The 19,113-nt window shown below is 65.6% G+C and carries 16 protein-coding genes; all 16 read left to right on the top strand.

The window, feature by feature from the left end; translation table 11 throughout:
• Positions 1-57: 57 nt before the first annotated feature.
• The 16 genes from ABV518_RS16120 (at position 58) to secG (ending at position 19,024) form a co-directional block, all read left to right on the top strand.
• Positions 58-837, top strand: a complete 780-nt coding sequence (locus ABV518_RS16120) for a trans-aconitate 2-methyltransferase (RefSeq protein WP_367768592.1) — start codon at positions 58-60, stop codon at positions 835-837.
• Between the two features lie 167 nt (positions 838-1,004).
• Positions 1,005-2,741, top strand: a complete 1,737-nt coding sequence (locus ABV518_RS16115; protein ID WP_367768992.1) for an ABC transporter ATP-binding protein — start codon at positions 1,005-1,007, stop codon at positions 2,739-2,741.
• Positions 2,738-4,645 (top strand): ABC transporter ATP-binding protein, encoded by a 1,908-nt coding sequence (locus tag ABV518_RS16110; RefSeq protein ID WP_367768589.1) that lies wholly within the window; start codon positions 2,738-2,740, stop codon positions 4,643-4,645. Before ABV518_RS16115 ends, ABV518_RS16110 begins: the two co-directional genes overlap by 4 nt.
• Positions 4,642-5,022, top strand: a complete 381-nt coding sequence (locus ABV518_RS16105; RefSeq protein ID WP_367768587.1) for a GntR family transcriptional regulator — start codon at positions 4,642-4,644, stop codon at positions 5,020-5,022. Before ABV518_RS16110 ends, ABV518_RS16105 begins: the two co-directional genes overlap by 4 nt.
• 46 nt (positions 5,023-5,068) lie before the next feature.
• Positions 5,069-7,996: an excinuclease ABC subunit UvrA gene (gene uvrA / locus ABV518_RS16100; protein ID WP_367768584.1), complete on the top strand. Its 2,928-nt coding sequence runs from the start codon at positions 5,069-5,071 to the stop codon at positions 7,994-7,996.
• A 102-nt stretch (positions 7,997-8,098) separates the two neighbouring features.
• Positions 8,099-8,815, top strand: a complete 717-nt coding sequence (locus ABV518_RS16095) for an HAD hydrolase-like protein (protein WP_367768582.1) — start codon at positions 8,099-8,101, stop codon at positions 8,813-8,815.
• On the top strand, positions 8,802-9,470 hold the full coding sequence (locus tag ABV518_RS16090) for a lysophospholipid acyltransferase family protein (RefSeq protein WP_367768580.1): 669 nt from the start codon (positions 8,802-8,804) through the stop codon (positions 9,468-9,470). Before ABV518_RS16095 ends, ABV518_RS16090 begins: the two co-directional genes overlap by 14 nt.
• A gap of 56 nt (positions 9,471-9,526) precedes the next feature.
• Positions 9,527-11,521, top strand: coding sequence for an excinuclease ABC subunit UvrC (uvrC, locus tag ABV518_RS16085; protein ID WP_367768577.1), 1,995 nt, complete (start codon positions 9,527-9,529; stop codon positions 11,519-11,521).
• A gap of 71 nt (positions 11,522-11,592) precedes the next feature.
• Positions 11,593-12,516 (top strand): RNase adapter RapZ, encoded by a 924-nt coding sequence (gene rapZ / locus ABV518_RS16080; protein ID WP_131132930.1) that lies wholly within the window; start codon positions 11,593-11,595, stop codon positions 12,514-12,516.
• Positions 12,516-13,535, top strand: a complete 1,020-nt coding sequence (gene yvcK / locus ABV518_RS16075; RefSeq protein ID WP_131132931.1) for a uridine diphosphate-N-acetylglucosamine-binding protein YvcK — start codon at positions 12,516-12,518, stop codon at positions 13,533-13,535. The genes rapZ and yvcK overlap by 1 nt, the downstream gene beginning before the upstream one ends.
• Positions 13,536-13,544: 9 nt before the next feature.
• Positions 13,545-14,525 carry a DNA-binding protein WhiA gene (gene whiA / locus ABV518_RS16070; protein WP_066284919.1) on the top strand — a complete coding sequence of 327 codons (981 nt, stop codon included), beginning with the start codon at positions 13,545-13,547 and terminating at the stop codon, positions 14,523-14,525.
• 135 nt (positions 14,526-14,660) lie between these two features.
• A complete protein-coding gene (locus tag ABV518_RS16065; protein WP_367768572.1) occupies positions 14,661-15,287 on the top strand; it encodes a superoxide dismutase in 627 nt (208 codons plus the stop codon).
• A 262-nt stretch (positions 15,288-15,549) separates the two neighbouring features.
• Positions 15,550-16,560 (top strand): type I glyceraldehyde-3-phosphate dehydrogenase, encoded by a 1,011-nt coding sequence (gene gap / locus ABV518_RS16060; protein ID WP_131132933.1) that lies wholly within the window; start codon positions 15,550-15,552, stop codon positions 16,558-16,560.
• 10 nt (positions 16,561-16,570) lie between these two features.
• Entirely contained in the window at positions 16,571-17,797 is a 1,227-nt protein-coding gene (gene pgk, locus ABV518_RS16055; protein ID WP_367768568.1) for a phosphoglycerate kinase, read from the top strand.
• Between the two features lie 103 nt (positions 17,798-17,900).
• Complete coding sequence (gene tpiA, locus ABV518_RS16050) at positions 17,901-18,716, top strand: triose-phosphate isomerase (RefSeq protein ID WP_367768565.1); 816 nt, start codon at positions 17,901-17,903, stop codon at positions 18,714-18,716.
• A 50-nt stretch (positions 18,717-18,766) separates the two neighbouring features.
• Positions 18,767-19,024 carry a preprotein translocase subunit SecG gene (secG, locus tag ABV518_RS16045; RefSeq protein ID WP_160670806.1) on the top strand — a complete coding sequence of 86 codons (258 nt, stop codon included), beginning with the start codon at positions 18,767-18,769 and terminating at the stop codon, positions 19,022-19,024.
• The last annotated feature ends 89 nt before the right edge of the window (positions 19,025-19,113 follow it).

Raw genomic sequence — 19,113 nt, 5'->3', positions numbered from 1 at the left:
GGCATGGGCGGGTTAGGCTCGCGTTACCGGAGCCGACAACAGACCGTGGAGATAAATGTGGAGTGGGACCCAGTAAAGTACGTCCAGTTCGGCGACTACCGGGACCGGCCGTTTTTTGACCTCACCGGCCGGATCCAGGCGGAGTCCCCACGTAAGGTGTTGGACCTGGGGTGCGGTCCCGGGAACCTCACGGCAACCCTTGCCCGCAGGTGGCCACAAGCGCAGGTCGTGGGGCTCGACTCGTCCAGCCAGATGCTGGCCAAGGCTGCCGTCCAGGCCGACGGACACAAACACCTGAGCTTCGAGCAGGCAGACATCGCAGGCTGGATGCCCTCCGCCGAAACGGATGTGGTGGTCACCAACGCAGCACTGCAGTGGGTGCCGGGCCACCAGAAGATGCTGGCGCGCTGGCTGGAAGCCCTCCAGCCAGGTGCCTGGTTCGCCATGCAGGTGCCGGGGAATTTCAGCGCACCGTCGCACACGCTGATGCGGGAACTGGCCGGATCGGCGGCGTGGGCGGCGAAGCTGGCAGGTGTCCTGCGCGGAGGGGAGTCCGTGGGGGAGCCTGCCGACTACCTGGGCATCATGCTGGACGCCGGCTGCACTGCCGACGCCTGGGAAACCACTTACCAGCAGGTCCTGCCCGGGACCGATCCGGTGCTGGAGTGGGTCCGGGGTACCGCCCTGCGGCCGGTCCTGGCGGCGCTTTCCGCCGAGGACGGAGCTGCCTTCGAATCCGAATACGCGGCGGCGCTGCGGGCGGCCTATCCCGGCACTGGCCACGGGACCGTGTTCCCGTTCAGAAGAATCTTCGCTGTGGCCCGGAAAAACCCCTAGGCTTCGAACTCCATTCGATGTAATTTGCTGACGCCACGCGTCACGCCGTATGACAACGGAACGAATGTGATGTGGCTTACAATGACGGAGCGGCTGTTAGGGGCGGGCTAGTCCGGTTCCTGACTGGCCTCCAGACTACGTGCGGAGGTGCAGTGCTTTTCGGTTTGATGATCCGGCTGCTTGCCGCCCACAAGGTTCCTGTCGCGGCGGTCGTCCTCCTGCAGCTGGTCCAGACCCTGGGCAACCTCCTGCTGCCCACCGTCAACGCAGCCATCATCGACGACGGCATCGTCCCCGGCGACACCGCGGTGATTCTGAGGCTCGGTGCGGTCATGGCCGGCATAGCCGCCGTGCAGGCAGCCGCAGCCCTGGGGGCCGGGTACCTCGGGGCCGTGGTGGCCATGAAGCTGGGCCGCCAGCTGCGCCAGGAGGTTTTTGGGAAGATCCAGTCGTTGTCATCCCAGGAAGTTGCCGGCTTCGGGGCGCAGAGCCTCGTGACCAGGACCACCAATGACACCCTGCAGATCCAGTCCTTCGCGGTGCTTGTCTTCACCATGCTGGTCGCGGCCCCGGTCATGGGCGCCGGCGGCATTGTCCTGGCGCTGCAGCAGGACGTGGCGCTCTCCTCTGTGGTCATTGTCATTGTGCCTGTGCTGCTGGCCATCATGTACCTCATCGTCCGCCGCCTGGTGCCGCTCTACCGGGACGGGCAGGAGCTCCTGGACCGCACCGGGGAAGTGCTGCGGGAACAGATCATCGGCGCCAGCATCATCAGGGCCTTCGTCAGGCAGGACCACGAAATCCGCCGCTTTGGACAGGCAAACGACAGGCTGACGCGGAACAACCTCCAGTCCGCCCTGCTGGTCGCCGGAATGCTGCCATTGATCATGATCGTGGTGAACCTTTCCTCGGTAGCCGTTGTCTGGTTCGGTGGCCACCGCGTCCAGGCCGGTGAGATGAAGCTCGGCGCCCTGACGGCCTTCATCGCATACATCCTGCAGATTCTGCTGGCCATCATGATGGCCATGTACGTGCTGATGACAGGCCCCCGGGCCGCTGTGTGCGCCGAGCGGCTGCTGGCAGTCCTTGAGACGCCGCAGTCCGTCCGTGACCGCCACGCGCCGGAGGTCCAGCGGGCCACGGAATGGCCGGATTTCGACGGCGCCGACGTCTCCTTCCGCGATGTCACCTTCTCTTACCCCGGCGCCGAGACCCCTGTGCTGGACTCCGTCTCGTTCACGGCCCGACCGGGCATCGTCACGGCCATCGTGGGTTCGACCGGCAGCGGGAAATCAACACTCATCAACCTGCTGCCGCGCTTCCTCGACGCCACGTCCGGGCACGTCACCCTGGGAGGACGGGACATCCGGTCCATGCCCCTGGACGTACTCCGCGCGAACATGGCCATTGCCCCGCAACGTTCCCACCTTTTCACCGGAACCATCGCCGACAACCTGAGGATCGCCTCCGGGGAAGCTACCGACACCGAGCTGTGGGCAGCACTGGAAACAGCGGAAGCGGCGGACTTCGTACGGGAGCTGCCGCTGCAGCTCCAGGCTCCGGTGGGGCAGGGCGGCACCACCCTTTCCGGTGGCCAGCGCCAACGGTTGTGCATTGCCCGCGCCCTGCTTCGCCGTGCGCCCCTATACCTTTTTGATGACAGCTTTTCGGCGCTGGACTTTGAGACCGAAGCCCGGCTGCGCCAGCGCCTCGAAACCGCGCTGGGCCACGCCGTCGTTATCATCGTGGCCGAGCGGATTTCAACTGTCGCCGGAGCGGGCCAGATCCTGGTGTTCGACGACGGCCGGCTCGTGGCCGAAGGCACGCACAGCGAGCTGCTGGAGACGTCCTCCACCTACCGCGAGATCGCAGAATCCCAAATGGCCTTCGAGGACATGCCATGACCGGGCCGCCGCAGGAAGGGGACGCCGGGCATCGGTTTTGGCCCACTGCCCGCAGGCTGCTCGGGCTGCTGCGTCCGTTCCGCTGGGCCATGGCAGGCGCCGTTGCCGCCACCTGCATTTTCGCCGGACTGAATGTCGCCGCGCCCAAATACCTGGGCGATGCCACAGACATCGTGGTGGACGGGGTCCTGGCCGGAACTCTCGACTGGCGCGGGCTGGGCCGCCTGCTGGCGGCGGTCTCCTTGATGTACGTCGGCGCCTCGCTGTTCAACTGGATCCAGGGTTCGCTCACTGCCCGCTCCGTCCAGGGCGTGATGTACCGCCTTCGAGCCTCCGTGCAGGACAAGCTGCACCGGCTGCCGTCCACGTACTTCCAGGAACAGTCCAGGGGCGATGTGCTTAGCCGCGCCACCAACGATATCGACAACATAGCCCAGGCCCTCAGCCAGGCCCTCACCCAACTGATCATGTCGGTCCTGATGCTTTGCGGGGCATTGGCTATGATGCTCTGGATCTCGCCGCTGCTCGCCTGCATCGCCCTGCTGTCCGTGCCGCTGTCCACGCTCATCACGGTGCTGGTTACACGCCGTTCGCAGGCATATTTTGCCCGGCAATGGACCGAGACCGGAGAGCTGAACGCCCATGTCGAGGAGTTCGTCACCGGACATGAGGTCATCAAGGCATTTGGCTACCAGGAACAGGCAGCGGCCGTATTCGCTGCCAGCAACGACCGCCTGGCCAGGGCCGCAACCAGGGCCCAGTACTCGTCCGGCCTGGTCCAGCCCCTGATGATCCTGATAGCGAACATCAACTACATCGCCGTGGCGGTAGTGGGAGCCCTGCAGGTCACCGCCGGAGCAATGACCATCGGCGGCATCCAGGCTTTCATCCAGTTCAGCCGGCTTTTCACCCAGCCCGTGGGCCAGATCGGCGGCCTGCTGAACGTCATCCAGTCCTGCGTGGCTTCGGCAGGGCGTGTATTTGACCTCCTCGACGCCGCGGAGCTGCCGCAGGAGCCCCGCGGCACGACGTCCGCCGCTGAACCCTCAGGCCGCATTGTCTTTGACGATGTCACATTCGGCTACAACGAGCGGATCCCCGCCGTGCGCGGCCTGTCCTTCATGGTCGAACCGGGCCAGACGGTAGCGATCGTCGGCCACACCGGAGCGGGAAAGACCACGGTGGTGAACCTCCTGATGCGGTTCTACGAGGTAGGGTCCGGTCGCATCACCATTGGCGGAACCGACATCGCGGGAATGCCCCGGGATGCCCTGCGGTCCGGCTTCGGCGTGGTGCTTCAGGACGCGTGGCTCTTCGGCGGGACCATCCGGGAGAACATCGCCTACGGTCGGCCGGAAGCCACGGACCCGGAAATCGTTGCCGCCGCGGAGGCGAGCTACGTGGACCACTTCGTCCGGTCCCTGCCTGCCGGCTACGACACCCTGCTGCACAATGGCGGCGACCCCCTCAGCCAGGGCCAGCGCCAACTGATCACCATTGCCCGCGCCCAGCTGGCGGGCCGCAGCGTGCTGATCCTGGATGAAGCCACCAGTTCGGTGGATTCGCGGACCGAGGTACTGATACGGCAAGCCATGCGGCGGCTCCGGCGCGGAAAGACCAGTTTTGTGATCGCCCACCGTTTGTCCACAGTCCGCGACGCTGATCTAATTCTTGTCATGGACCACGGACGCATCGCCGAGCAAGGCACCCACCACAGCCTTCTGGCCGCCAACAGCTACTACGCCCGGCTGTACGCGGCCCAGTTTGCCGGTCACCCGGAGGCCCGGATACCCGGTGAGGTCCCGGACCAGGCCGGGGGCCGCCGGCCCTTGGAAGCCAGGCCCATGGAAGCCCGCGCACTGGAGGCCGACGCCATGGGGGCAGCGTTGGAGGCGGGCATTTGAGCACGGCACCGCCCTTTCCCGGGGCCTGGAAACCGAACCAGGCCAGTACTGTGGCGCTCTTCGAGCAGCTTCGCCTGCAGGTGATCCAACTGGCAGACAGCGGGGCGCTGCCGCCCGGCACCAGGCTTCCGGCCGTCAGGAACCTCGCCGGGCAGCTGGACGTGGCCCCGCACACTGTCGCACGCGCCTACAAGGAACTTGAGGCCGCCGGGGTGGTCGCAACCCGGGGGAGGAACGGGACTGTGGTCTGCGCCCGCGACGACCGCTGGGGAACACTGTCCACCGCAGCGGCCAGCTACGCGTCGGCCGCCCGCGCGCAGGGGGCCACCTTTGCCGAGGCCGTGCAGCTCCTCGCGGCCGCCTACGACGCCGAGTAGCCGCCGCACGTGGATATTCGAAGAAGTTTTCGATTAGCATGAGTGGGTGCCTAAAGCCGTAGCTGAAGAATCAGCAGTCGTGTCCGTTCCCGCCACTCCCGAAAAGTCCCTCGCAAAGCCTGCGCGTCCGGACCTCTCCCGACTGGTGGTGAAGGGCGCCCGCGAACACAACCTGCGCAACGTGGACCTCGATCTTCCCCGCGACGCCATGATCGTGTTCACGGGCCTGTCAGGATCGGGCAAGTCATCCCTCGCCTTTGACACCATCTTCGCCGAGGGCCAGCGCCGCTACGTTGAATCGCTGTCCGCCTACGCCCGGCAGTTCCTGGGGCAGGTGGACAAACCCGATGTGGACTTCATCGAGGGACTGTCACCGGCCGTCTCCATCGACCAGAAATCCACCAGCAAGAACCCCCGGTCCACCGTGGGCACCATCACCGAAATCTATGACTACATGCGCCTCCTGTGGGCCAGGGTCGGGCGTCCGCACTGCCCGGTCTGCGGCGAGCCGGTAGCCAAGCAGACACCTCAGCAGATCGTGGACCAGCTGCTGGAACTCGACGAAGGCACCCGGTTCCAGGTGCTCGCCCCGGTGGTCCGCGGCCGCAAGGGCGAATTCGTGGATCTGTTCAAGGAACTGACGGCCAAGGGCTACTCGCGGGCGCGGGTGGACGGTGAGCTGGTCCAACTCAGCGACGCCCCCAAGCTGGGCAAGCAGTTCAAGCACACCATCGAGGTGGTGGTGGACCGGCTGGTGGTCAAGGAAGGCATCAGCCAGCGACTGACCGATTCCATCGAAACCGCCCTCGGACTCGCCGAAGGCCGCGTGCTGGCAGAGTTCGTGGACCTCGACGCCGACGATCCCGGCCGGCTGCGGGCGTTCTCCGAAAACCTCGCCTGCCCCAACGAGCACCCGCTCGCCATCGACGAGATCGAACCCCGTTCCTTCTCCTTCAACAATCCCTTTGGGGCCTGCGCGGCCTGCAGCGGCATCGGCACCCGCCTCGAAGTCGACGAGGAACTGATCGTCCCCAACCCGGAGCTTTCCCTCGCCGAAGGTGCCATCGCCCCGTGGTCACTGGGTACGGCCACTACCGAGTACTGGAACAGGCTGCTGGAAGGCCTCGCCAAGGAACTGGGCTTCTCCATGACAACGCCATGGGAGAAGCTGGGCAACGACGTCCGCCAGACGGTCCTGCACGGCAAGGACCACAAAGTGGTGGTCCAGTACAAGAACCGCTTCGGGCGGGAACGCAAATACAGCACCGGCTTCGAAGGCGCGATCCAGTACGTCCACCGGAAGCACGGCGAAACAGACTCCGACTGGGCCCGCGACCGCTACGAAGAGTACATGCGGCAGATCCCCTGCCCCGCCTGCAACGGTGCCCGGCTCAACCCTGCCTCCCTCTCCGTCCTCATCAACGGCAAGTCGATCGCCGATGTCGCCGCCCTGCCGATGCGTGACTGCGCCGATTTCCTGAACAACCTGGTGCTGACTGGCCGTGAGGCACAGATCGCCCACCAGGTGCTCAAGGAAATCCAGGCCAGGCTGACCTTCCTGCTGGACGTCGGCCTGGAGTACCTCAATCTGGAGCGCCCGTCCGCCACCCTGTCCGGCGGCGAAGCGCAGCGCATCCGGCTGGCCACCCAGATCGGGTCCGGCCTGGTGGGTGTGCTGTACGTGCTGGACGAACCCTCCATCGGGCTGCACCAGCGGGATAACCGCCGCCTGATCGAAACCCTCACCCGGCTGCGGGACATGGGCAACACCCTCATCGTGGTTGAACACGACGAGGACACCATCCACGTGGCGGACTGGATCGTTGACATTGGTCCCGGCGCCGGCGAGCACGGCGGCCAGGTGGTGCACTCCGGCTCCTACCAGGACCTGCTCAAGAACACCGCATCCCTGACCGGAGACTACCTGTCAGGCCGCAAGCAGATCGAGATCCCCAAGAAGCGGCGCAAGTATGACAAGAAGCGCGAGCTGAAAGTCGTGGGCGCCCGCGAAAACAACCTGGTGAACGTGGATGCCGCCTTCCCGCTGGGACTGTTCACGGCGGTGACCGGCGTCAGCGGATCAGGAAAGTCCACCCTGGTCAACGAAATCCTCTACAAGGTGCTGGCCAACAAGCTCAACGGCGCCAAGCAGGTGGCCGGCCGGCACAAGCTCGTCCAGGGACTCGAGCACCTGGACAAGGTGGTCCACGTGGACCAGAGCCCCATCGGGCGCACACCGCGGTCCAACCCGGCCACCTACACAGGCGTCTTCGACAACATCCGCAAACTCTTCGCGGAGACCACCGAGGCGAAGGTCCGCGGTTACCTCCCGGGCAGGTTCTCCTTCAACGTCAAGGGCGGACGCTGCGAAGCGTGCTCCGGCGACGGCACGCTGAAGATCGAAATGAACTTCCTGCCGGACGTCTATGTGCCCTGCGAGGTGTGCCATGGTGCCCGGTACAACCGGGAAACCCTGGAGGTCCACTACAAGGGCAAGACCATCGCCGATGTCCTGAACATGCCCATCGAGGAAGGCGCGGAGTTCTTTGCCGCCTTCTCACCCATCGCCCGGCACCTGAACACCCTCGTGGACGTCGGCCTGGGCTATGTCCGGCTGGGGCAGCCGGCAACCACGCTGTCCGGCGGCGAGGCCCAGCGCGTCAAGCTGGCGGCGGAACTGCAGAAGCGCTCCAACGGCCGCAGCGTCTACGTCCTGGACGAGCCCACCACCGGCCTGCACTTCGAGGACATCCGCAAGCTCCTGATGGTGCTGCAGGGACTCGTGGACAAGGGCAACACCGTCATCACCATCGAGCATAACCTCGACGTCATCAAGAGTGCCGACTGGATCGTGGACCTCGGACCGAACGGCGGCTCAGGCGGCGGCCAGATCGTGGCCACCGGAACGCCGGAGCAGGTGGCGAAATCGACCGAAAGCCACACGGCGGCGTTCCTGGCCGAAATTCTCAGCTAGCGGTGGCGGCACCGGCCCGAAGCATTCCGGATGTCTTCCTGAAGTATTCCCTGACGGGTATGCGAGTTTCGGGCTGGACAGGTGTCGTGAGAAACTAAGCCGGTGACTCAAACAACAGTGCCCGTGATCTTCGACCTGGACGGCACTCTTGTCGATCCGGCCGGTGGGATAACAGACGGAATCGCTTCGGCCCTCCGGGAGCTGGGGCTCCCGGTTCCCAGCCAGGACCTCCTGGACGCGATGATCGGTCCGAAGCTGAGCGATGCGCTCCTGACCGTGGCGCAGGTTCCGGCCGGACGGATCGACGAGGTCATCGCCATCTACCGGCGGTACTACCTGGCCCAAGGCATAGCCCAGGGCCGGCTCTACCCGGGAATCCTGGATGTGCTGGACAGCTTCGCCGCCGCAGGCCGGCCCGTGGCTGTAGCCACCCAGAAGCCGCAGGGCCTGGCACGGATTGTCCTTGAGCACCACGGCATTGCCGGCATGTTCAGCTTCATCAGGGGTTCGGCCGATGACGAGTCCGCGGCCGCTGCGGGTCCGGTGGGAAAAACCGGAATCATCGCTGCCGCGCTCGGCGACCTCGCCACCCAGCACGCCGTTATGGTGGGAGACCGGGCCCAGGACGTGGCAGGTGCCATCGCCAACGGCCTGGACTGCATCGGCGTGAGTTGGGGATTCGCTCCCGACGGCGAACTTGACGATGCGGGGGCAGTCGCCGTCGTGGACACCGCCCCGGACCTGGTGGCAGCGATCGAACGGCTGGAAGCCATTCACACCGCGGCAATGAGCGAGGTGCACAACGATGGCACTGTTTGAGGCTGTCCGCTGGACATTTCGCGGGCTCGTCGCGGGCAGCTGCCGGCCCACCGTCGTCGGCCTTGAAAACGTCCCAAAAGAGGGGCCCTTCATTGTGGCGCCGAACCACCTCTCCTTCTTTGACAGCGTCATTGTCCAGGCTCTGATGCCCCGGCCCGTGGCCTTCTTCGCCAAAGCCGAGTACTTCACCACGGGTGGCGTCAAGGGAAAGGTCATGAAGTCTTTCTTCGAGTCCGTGGGCTCCATTCCGGTGGAGCGCGGCGAGCAGGCAGCAAGCGTCCAGGCCCTCAAAACCCTCATGGACATCCTGGAGGCCGGCAAGGGCATCGGCATTTACCCCGAAGGCACACGGTCGCGGGACGGCATCCTCTACCGCGGCCGCACCGGCGTGGGCTGGCTTGCCCTGGCAACCGGAGCCCCCGTGGTCCCCGTCGGCCTGATCGGCACGGAAAACCTGCAGCCGGCGGGGGAGAAGGGCTTTAAGCCCCATCACTTCACCATGAAGGTCGGCGAGCCGCTCTACTTCGACAAGACCGGGCCGGACCACTCCCTGCCCGCCCGCCGCCAGGTGACGGACCGCATCATGGATGCCATCGCCGAACTCAGCGGGCAGGAACGCTCCTCCAGCTACAACCAGAGCAAAGCAACCGAGTAGCCAGTCACAGGCGGCGGGTGGCACAAGCCGCCGCGCCGCCTCAGTAGACTGGATAGGTGGCAAATCCAGCAAGTTACCGGCCCCAAACGGGAGAAATTCCCACCAACCCGGGGGTCTACAGGTTCCGCGACCCCCACGGCCGGGTCATCTACGTCGGAAAGGCCAAGAGCCTCCGCTCCCGGCTGAACTCGTACTTCGCGAACCCGGCTGGCCTGCTGCCCAAGACATACGCCATGGTGCACGCGGCCTCCAGCGTCGAGTGGACCGTGGTGGCCAGCGAGCTGGAGTCGCTGCAGCTCGAATACACCTGGATCAAGGAATTCAAGCCGCGCTTCAACGTGGTCTTCCGCGATGACAAGACATACCCGTACCTGGCCCTGACCATGAGCGAAAAGCTGCCCAGGGTCCAGGTGATGCGCGGCGACAGGCGCAAAGGCACACGCTACTTCGGGCCCTATACCGCCGGCGCGATCCGGGAAACCATGGATACGCTGCTGCGTGTTTTCCCCGTGCGCAGCTGCTCGGCCGGAGTCCTCAAGAGGGCCCAGGCCAGCGGCCGGCCCTGCCTCCTGGGATACATCGACAAATGCTCGGCGCCCTGCGTGGGCCGGATCTCCCCGGAGGACCACCGGGCGCTGGCCGAGGACTTCTGCGCCTTTATGGGCGGCGAAGCCAAACGCTTCATCTCCCGGCTGGAAAAGGAAATGGCGGGCGCAGTGGCCGAGCTCGACTACGAGCGCGCCGCACGCCTGCGTGATGACATCGCCGCCCTGCGCAAGGTCTTCGAACGGAACGCCGTGGTGCTCGCGGAGGACACGGACGCCGACGTCTTCGCCCTCCACGAGGACGAGCTCGAAGCCGCCGTCCAGGTCTTCCACGTCAGGGGCGGACGGGTCCGCGGCCAGCGTGGCTGGGTGGTCGAAAAGGTCGAGGATTCCACCCCGCCGGACCTCGTGGAACACCTGCTCCAGCAGGTCTATGGCGAGGACGGGGACAGCCACGGCCGGCTCCCGCGGGAAGTGCTTGTCCCGGTCGTCCCCAGCAACCACACCGAACTGACGCAATGGCTGGGCGGCCTGCGGGGCGCCAAAGTCGACATTCGGGTCCCGCAGCGGGGCGACAAAGCGGCACTGATGTCCACCGTCCGCGAAAACGCCGAGCAGGCACTCAAACTGCACAAGACCCGCCGCGCCGGTGACCTCACCGTCCGCTCCCAGGCCCTCCAGGAACTCCAGGAAGCACTGGATCTGCCAGTGGCGCTCATGCGCATCGAATGCTACGACGTCTCCCACGTCCAGGGCACCAACGTCGTGGCTTCCATGGTGGTGGTGGAGGACGGCCTGCCCAAGAAGTCCGACTACCGCAAGTTTTCCGTCACCGGCGCCGCAGCCACTGACGACACCGCGGCCATGCACGACGTCCTGACCAGGCGCTTCCGGCACTACCTGACGGACAAAACGGCCCAGGTGGAAGCATCCGCCCTTGCCGGGCACCAGGCTGCCCTGAACGCGGCGGTACTGGACACCACCACTCCGGCTCCGCGGGCAAAATTCGCGTACCCGCCAAACCTGGTGGTGGTCGACGGCGGCAAGCCCCAGGTCAATGCGGCCGCCCGCGCCCTCGCTGACCTCGGCATCGACGACGTCTACGTGGTGGGCCTCGCCAAACGCCTGGAGGAGGTCTGGCTGCCGGACAGCGACTTCCCGGTGATCCTGCCCAGGACATCCGCTGGACTCTACCTGCTGCAGCGTATCCGCGATGAGGCCCACCGCTTCGCCATCACCTTCCACCGCCAGAAGCGCGGGAAAGCCATGACCGTCTCCGTCCTGGACGGCGTGCCCGGGCTGGGGGAGTCCAAGCGCAAGGCACTGCTGGACCACTTCGGAACGCTCAAGGGGATCAGGGCGGCCTCCGTGGAGCAGCTCTCGGAAGCCAAGGGCATCGGTCCTGCGCTGGCCGCCGCCATCGTGGCCCACTTCAGCTCCGACGCCGAGACCGTGGAACTGGTCCCGGCGGTGAACATGACTACCGGCGAAATCCTCGAAACTTAGCTAGGGTAAAGGTCGGGGATTCCGCGGTTGCGGCTCCCCGCCAACTTGAGGACAGGAACGGGGCGGAATCAATGGCAGACTCGACGGCGGGATCCGGGACGGAGCAGGACGGGCTGACGCCGGTCAAGCCCCTCGAAGCGGAGCTGCTGGTGGTCACCGGAATGTCCGGGGCGGGGCGCAGCACGGCTTCGGACGCACTGGAGGACCACGGCTGGTACGTCGTGGAGAACCTCCCGCCGCAGATGCTGGGCACGCTCGCGGAACTGGTGTCGCACGCGCCGCAGTCGATTCCCCGGCTGGCCGTGGTGATGGACGTCCGTAGCAAGGGGCTCTTCGCCGATATCCGCGCCGCACTGGGCGCGCTGGCCGCCAGCGGTGTGACGTTCCGGGTGCTGTTCCTGGATGCGAACGACGACGTCCTGGTCCGCCGTTTCGAGCAGGGTCGCCGGCCGCACCCCCTTCAGGAGGGCGGCCGGATCCTTGACGGCATAGCAGCCGAGCGTGAGCTGCTGAAGGAACTGCGGGAAAGTGCCGACGTCGTCCTCGACACGTCCACCTACAATGTCCATGGCCTGGCGACGGCCATCACCGAACTCTTCAGCGAAACCGGCCCGGTGGCGCTGCGGCTCAATGTCATGAGCTTCGGCTTCAAATACGGCCTTCCCGTCGATTCCAACTACGTTGCCGACGTCCGCTTCATCCCGAACCCGCACTGGGTGCCCCAGCTGCGCCCGCACACCGGCCTGGACAAGGACGTCAGCGACTATGTGCTGGAGGCCGAAGGGGTCAAGAATTTCGTGGACCGCTACGTCCTGGCCCTGGAACCTGTCCTGGACGGCTACCGCCGCGAGAACAAGCACTACGCCACGATCGCCGTGGGCTGCACCGGCGGGAAGCACCGGTCGGTGGCCGTCGCCGTCGAGCTTTCCAAGAAACTGGCCCAATATCCCAGGGTCACCGTGACAACCACCCACCGGGACCTGGGCCGCGAGTAATGGGATTGCTTACCGGCCCGCTGCCGCTGGTTCCGCCGTCGGCCGGAACGGGAGCCGGCCAGCAGGACAAGGGCCCGTCCGTCGTGGCGCTCGGCGGCGGCCACGGACTGTCCGCTTCGCTGTCTGCCCTGCGGCTGCTGACCTCCGAACTCACCGCGATCGTCACCGTGGCGGACGACGGCGGCTCTTCCGGGCGCCTGCGCGAGGAGTACGGCGTGTTGCCGCCGGGGGATTTGCGCATGGCACTGTCAGCCCTGTGCGACGACACCGACTGGGGCCGCACCTGGCGCGACGTGATGCAGCACCGCTTCCAGCCCGGCAAGGGCCGCGGCGGGTCACTGGACGAGCACGCGATGGGGAACCTGCTCATCGTCACGCTGTGGGAACTGCTGGGCGACGCCGTCGCTGGCCTGAAGTGGGCCGGCGCGCTGCTGGGCGCACGCGGCCAGGTCCTGCCGATGTCCACCGTGCCCCTCACCATTGAAGGCGACATCCGCGTCACCGCCCCGGACGGCACCTCTGCCCTGCAGACCATCAGGGGGCAGGCACGCTGTGCCGTGGCTGGCTCGCTGGAACACGTCCGGCTGCTGCCCGAAGCCGCGCCCGCCTGCATTGAAGCCCTGACCGCAATCGAACTCGCCGACTGGGTCATCCTCGGGCCCGGATCCTGGTACACCTCAGTGCTGCCGCACCTGCTGCTGCCCGAAATGAGGCAGGCCCTCTGCGATACGGCCGCCAAGCGATGCCTGACCATGAACCTGGCAACTGACACCAAGGAGACGTCCGGCATGAGTGCCGCCGACCACCTCCATGCCCTGCGAAAATACGCCCCGGACTTCAGCGTCGACGTCGTGCTCGCCGATCCGGCCTCCGTCCCCGACCGGCAGGAGTTCGAAAAGGCCGCGGGGATGCTCGGGGCCGAGGTTGTCTTGGGTAAAGTAGGGGCGTCGGGCCGCCGACCCGTCCATGACCCCTTGCGTCTGGCAACGGCGTACCACGACATTTTTGGGAACAGTTAGGAAGGTGCCATGGCACTGACAGCATCAGTCAAGGAAGAACTGTCCCGTCTGGACATCAAGAAATCCTCGGTCCGCAAGGCCGAAGTCTCTGCGATGCTCCGGTTCGCCGGCGGCCTGCACATCATCTCCGGCCGGATCGTGATCGAAGCCGAAGTGGACCTGGCGTCCACCGCGCGGCGCCTCCGGGCCGCCATCGCTGAAGTCTACGGACACCAGAGCGAGATCATCGTTGTCTCCGGCGGCGGGCTCCGCAAGGGCAGCCGCTACGTGGTCCGGGTGGTGCGCGACGGCGAAGCCTTGGCCCGGCAGACCGGACTCCTGGACGGCCGTGGCCGTCCCGTCCGGGGGCTGCCGTCCGCCGTCGTGAACGGCTCCGCGGCGGACGCCGAAGCCGTGTGGCGGGGCGCCTTCCTCTCGCACGGATCCCTCACCGAGCCGGGCAGGTCCTCCTCCCTGGAAGTGACATGCCCCGGGCCCGAATCGGCGCTGGCGCTGGTTGGCGCGGCACGGCGGCTCGGCATCCAGGCCAAGGCCCGCGAAGTCAGGGGAGTTGACCGCGTGGTGATCCGCGACGGCGACACCATCGCCGCCCTCCTCACCCGGATGGGTGCCCACGACGCCCTGATGGTGTGGGAGGAACGCCGGATGCGCAAGGAAGTCCGCGCCACCGCGAACCGGCTGGCCAACTTCGACGACGCCAACCTCAGGCGCTCCGCGCAGGCAGCCGTGGCGGCCGGCGCACGGGTGGACCGCGCCCTGGAAATCCTCGGGGACGACGTCCCGGACCACCTCAAATACGCGGGCGAACTCCGCGTCGCGCACAAGCAGGCCAGCCTGGACGAACTTGGCCGGCTTGCTGACCCGGTCATGACCAAGGACGCCATCGCCGGCCGGATCCGCCGGCTGCTGGCCATGGCCGACAAACGCGCCCTTGACCTGGGCATCCCCGGTACCGACGCCAATGTGACGCCGGAAATGCTGGACGAGTAGCAGCCCCCTAGAATCAAGACCATGTGACGGAAATGCTCCATCTCCGCCGCAGCAATCTTCCGGGTGCCAGCCATCCGGATGCGCAATCGACAGAGTTACCAACCGGACAGACAGTCCACGACAATGGAGGATTTTGTGACCGAGTACGTATTGCCTGAACTCAGCTACGACTACGCCGCCCTCGAGCCGCACATTTCTGCGCGGATCATGGAGCTGCACCACAGCAAGCACCACGCTGCCTACGTTGCAGGTGCCAACAACGCCCTGGCCCAGCTGGCCGAGGCGCGCGACAAGGGCGACTTCGCCAACATCAACCGCCTTTCCAAGGACCTCGCGTTCCACACCGGCGGCCACATCAACCACTCGGTGTTCTGGAACAACCTGTCTCCGGACGGCGGCGACAAGCCCGAGGGCGAGCTGGCCGCGGCCCTCGACGACGCCTTCGGTTCGTTTGACGCTTTCCGTGCCCAGTTCAGCGCCGCGGCCCTCGGCCTGCAGGGATCCGGCTGGGGATTCCTGGCTTACGAGCCCATCGGCGGCAACCTGGTCATCGAGCAGCTCTACGACCAGCAGGGCAACGTCGCACTGGGCACCACCCCGCTGCTGATGCTGGACATGTGGGAGCACGCCTTCTACCTGGACTACGTCAACGTCAAGGCCGACTACGTCAAGGCGTTCTGGAACATCGTCAACTGGGCCGATGTCGCCAAGCGGTTCGAAGCAGCACGCACCAACGCCACGGGACTCATCACCCTCCCGTAGTGACTGGCGCAACATGTGCCTGTAACAAACTTCACATTTCGGCGCTTTAGGGCCGGAATGTGGAAGGTCCGCCCCCGCACTTGCGGGGGCGGACCTTCTTAAACGTAAGATGGATCACGGAAGGCGGTTAGCCTTCAGCAACGTGGCTGGTCGCCCTCCAATCTGTTAATCATCTCTGCCCAATGGCGTGCGGGATCTGTTAGTTGGCTTGAACGCCCGCTCAACTAGTTGTGCTTAAGCAAGCACCAAGGAGACTGAAAAAGTGACGACCCGTATTGGTATCAACGGCTTTGGCCGTATCGGCCGCAACTACTTCCGCGCAGCACTCGCACAGGGTGCGGACCTCGAGATCGTTGCAGTCAACGACCTCACCAGCCCGGAGGCCCTCGCCCACCTGCTCAAGTACGACTCCGTCGGCGGCCGCCTGAAGGAAACCGTTGAGGTCAAGGACGGAAACATCGTTGTCAACGGCAACGTCATCAAGGTCCTCGCCGAGCGCGATCCGGCCAACCTGCCGTGGGGCGAGCTGGGCGTGGACATCGTCATCGAGTCCACCGGCTTCTTCACCAAGGCTGCAGCCGCACAGAAGCACATCGACGCAGGCGCCAAGAAGGTCCTGATCTCCGCACCGGCATCCGACGAGGACATCACCATCGTCATGGGTGTCAACCACGAGCTCTACGACTCCGCAGCGCACCACATCATTTCCAACGCGTCCTGCACCACCAACTGCCTCGGCCCGCTGGCCAAGGTCATCAACGACGAGTTCGGCATCGAGCGCGGCCTGATGACCACGGTCCACGCCTACACGGCTGACCAGAACCTGCAGGACGGCCCGCACAACGACCTCCGCCGCGCACGCGCCGCCGCCATCAACATGGTCCCCACCTCCACCGGTGCGGCCAAGGCAATCGGCCTGGTCCTGCCGGAGCTCAAGGGCAAGCTTGACGGCTACGCCATCCGTGTACCGGTCCCCACCGGTTCCGCCACCGACCTCACCGTCACCGTCGGCCGCGAAACCACCGTCGAGGAAGTCAACGCAGCACTGAAGAAGGCTGCCGACTCCGACGCCTTCCAGGGCATCCTCACCTACACGGACGCTCCGATCGTTTCCTCGGACATCGTTGGCGACCCCGCGTCGTCCATCTTCGACTCCGGCCTGACCAAGGTCATCGGCAACCAGGTCAAGGTTGTTTCCTGGTATGACAACGAATGGGGCTACTCCAACCGCCTCGTGGACCTGACGGAGCTCGTCGCATCCAAGCTGGGCTAGGGTTAGACACATGACATTTCACACCCTCAACGAACTGATCGCTGAAGGTGTCCGCGGGCGGTACATTCTTGTCAGAAGTGACCTGAATGTGCCGCTCGACGGCTCTACAGTGACTGACGACGGCCGGATCAAGGCCTCACTTCCAGTCCTGACGAAGCTCACGGACGCCGGTGCCCGCGTGCTGGTAACAGCCCACCTCGGACGGCCCAAGGGCGCTCCGGAGGAGAAATACTCGCTCAAGCCTGCCGCTGGCCGGCTGGCGGAGCTCGCCCCCTTCAGCGTCACCCTCGCCGGTGACACTGTAGGCAGCTCCGCCAAGGAACTCGCTGCCTCGCTGCAGGACGGCCAGGCACTTGTCCTGGAAAACGTCCGCTTTGACGCCCGCGAGACCAGCAAGGACGACGCCGAACGCGCCGCCTTCGCAGACGAGCTGGTGGCCCTTACCGGGGACAACGGCGCCTTTGTTGATGATGCGTTCGGTGCCGTGCACCGCAAGCACGCCAGCGTGTACGACGTCGCCACCCGGCTGCCGTCCTACCAGGGCGACCTCGTTCACACCGAGGTGGAAGTGCTGCGGAAGCTCACGGCTGACACCCAGCGTCCCTACGTTGTGGTGCTTGGCGGCTCCAAGGTCTCCGACAAACTGGCTGTCATTGACAACCTCATTGGCAAGGCTGACACCATCCTGGTGGGCGGCGGCATGCTGTTCACGTTCCTCGCGGCGGAAGGCCACAAAGTGGCCGGCAGCCTCCTCGAGGACGACCAGATCCCCGTTGTCCAGGATTACCTGAAGCGCGCTGCCGACGCCGGTACCGAGTTCGTGGTGCCCACCGACATCGTGGTGGCCAGCAAATTCGCCGCTGACGCTGACGCTGAGACCGTCCCCGCGGACGGCATCGAGGGCAGCAGCTTCGGCGCCCAGGGCATCGGCCTGGACATCGGACCCGATTCAGCCGCAGCATTTGCGGACCGGATCAAGGGCGCCAAAACCGTGTTCTGGAACGGCCCCATGGGCGTCTTCGAATTCGAGGCGTTCTCCGGCGGTACCCGGGCAGTGGCCCAGGCCCTGACCGAAGCCGACGCGTTCACCGTGGTGGGCGGCGGGGACTCAGCTGCTGCCGTGCGGACGCTCGGTTTCTCCGACGACCAGTTCGGTCACATTTCCACCGGCGGCGGCGCCAGCCTGGAATACCTCGAAGGCAAGGACCTTCCCGGACTGACTGTCCTGGACCGCTAGGCCCGCTGACCGCCAAGCACCTGGACTGCCAAGTCCTCCGGCCGGCAGGGAGCCCGCGGGCTCCCTGCCGGCCGAATACATCCTCAGAACTTTTGGAGAATACGTGACTACGTCAACGAACGGCACTTTTGACCGTACGCCCTTCATCGCAGGCAACTGGAAGATGAACATGGACCATGTCCAGGGCATCACCCTCCTGCAGAAACTGGCCTGGACCCTGTCTGACGCCAAGCACGACTACAGCCGGGTCGAGGTTGCTGTCTTCCCTCCGTTCACGGACCTCCGCGGCGTGCAGACGCTCGTGCAGGGCGATGAGCTCGACGTGGCCTACGGCGGCCAGGACCTGTCCCAGTTCGATTCCGGCGCCTACACGGGCGACATCTCGGGCCAGTTCCTCGGCAAGCTGGGCTGCAAGTACGTGCTGGTGGGCCACAGCGAACGCCGCACCATCCACAACGAGTCCGACGAGGTCCTCAACGCCAAGGTCAAGGCGGCCTACAGGCACGGAATCGTTCCCGTGCTCTGCGTCGGCGAAGGCCTCGAAATCCGCCAGGCCGGTACCCACGTCGAGCACACCCTGGTGCAGCTCCGCGCGGGCGTTGCCGGCCTGACACCCGAGCAGGCCGCCGAGCTTGTTGTGGCGTACGAGCCCGTCTGGGCCATCGGCACCGGCGAGGTGGCGGGTCCGGAAGACGCCCAGGAACTGTGCGCTGCGATCCGGACTGAACTGGCCACCATCTTCGGTGACGACGTCGCAGCCAAGACCCGGCTGCTCTACGGCGGCTCCGTCAAGGCCAGCAACGTGGCCGCCATCCTCAAGGAACGGGACGTCGACGGCGTGTTGGTCGGCGGCGCAAGCCTCGACCCTGCGGAGTTTGCTAATATTGTCAGGTTCGAGAGTCACCTGCTGACGGACTAGTCCGCCACGCAGCGCAAGGCTCCCGCATTCCAATCTTCTGAAAGGCCGTCGTGGACGTTCTTCATGTCATTCTGCAGATCCTCCTGGGCATCACCAGCCTTCTGCTGACTCTGCTTATCCTCCTGCACAAGGGACGGGGCGGCGGCCTGTCGGACATGTTCGGTGGCGGCATGAGCTCCGGACTGAGTTCCTCCGGCGTTGCTGAACGGAACCTGAACAGGTTCACGGTGATCCTGGGCGTGACGTGGGGCGTTGTGATCATCGCCCTGGGCCTCATCATGCGGTTCAGCGGTGCAGGCGACTCCTGACCCTGCAGAACTGATCCCTGCCCGGCACTGCCGCCAGGGGAAACTCCGAACTAAACTGTGGCTGTTGGCTCCCAACAGCCACAGTTTTC

Origin of the sequence: Arthrobacter sp. HS15c, from assembly GCF_040812005.1 — a bacterium.
GTDB lineage: Bacteria > Actinomycetota > Actinomycetes > Actinomycetales > Micrococcaceae > Arthrobacter.
This window is presented reverse-complemented; position numbering and strand designations above follow the sequence as displayed.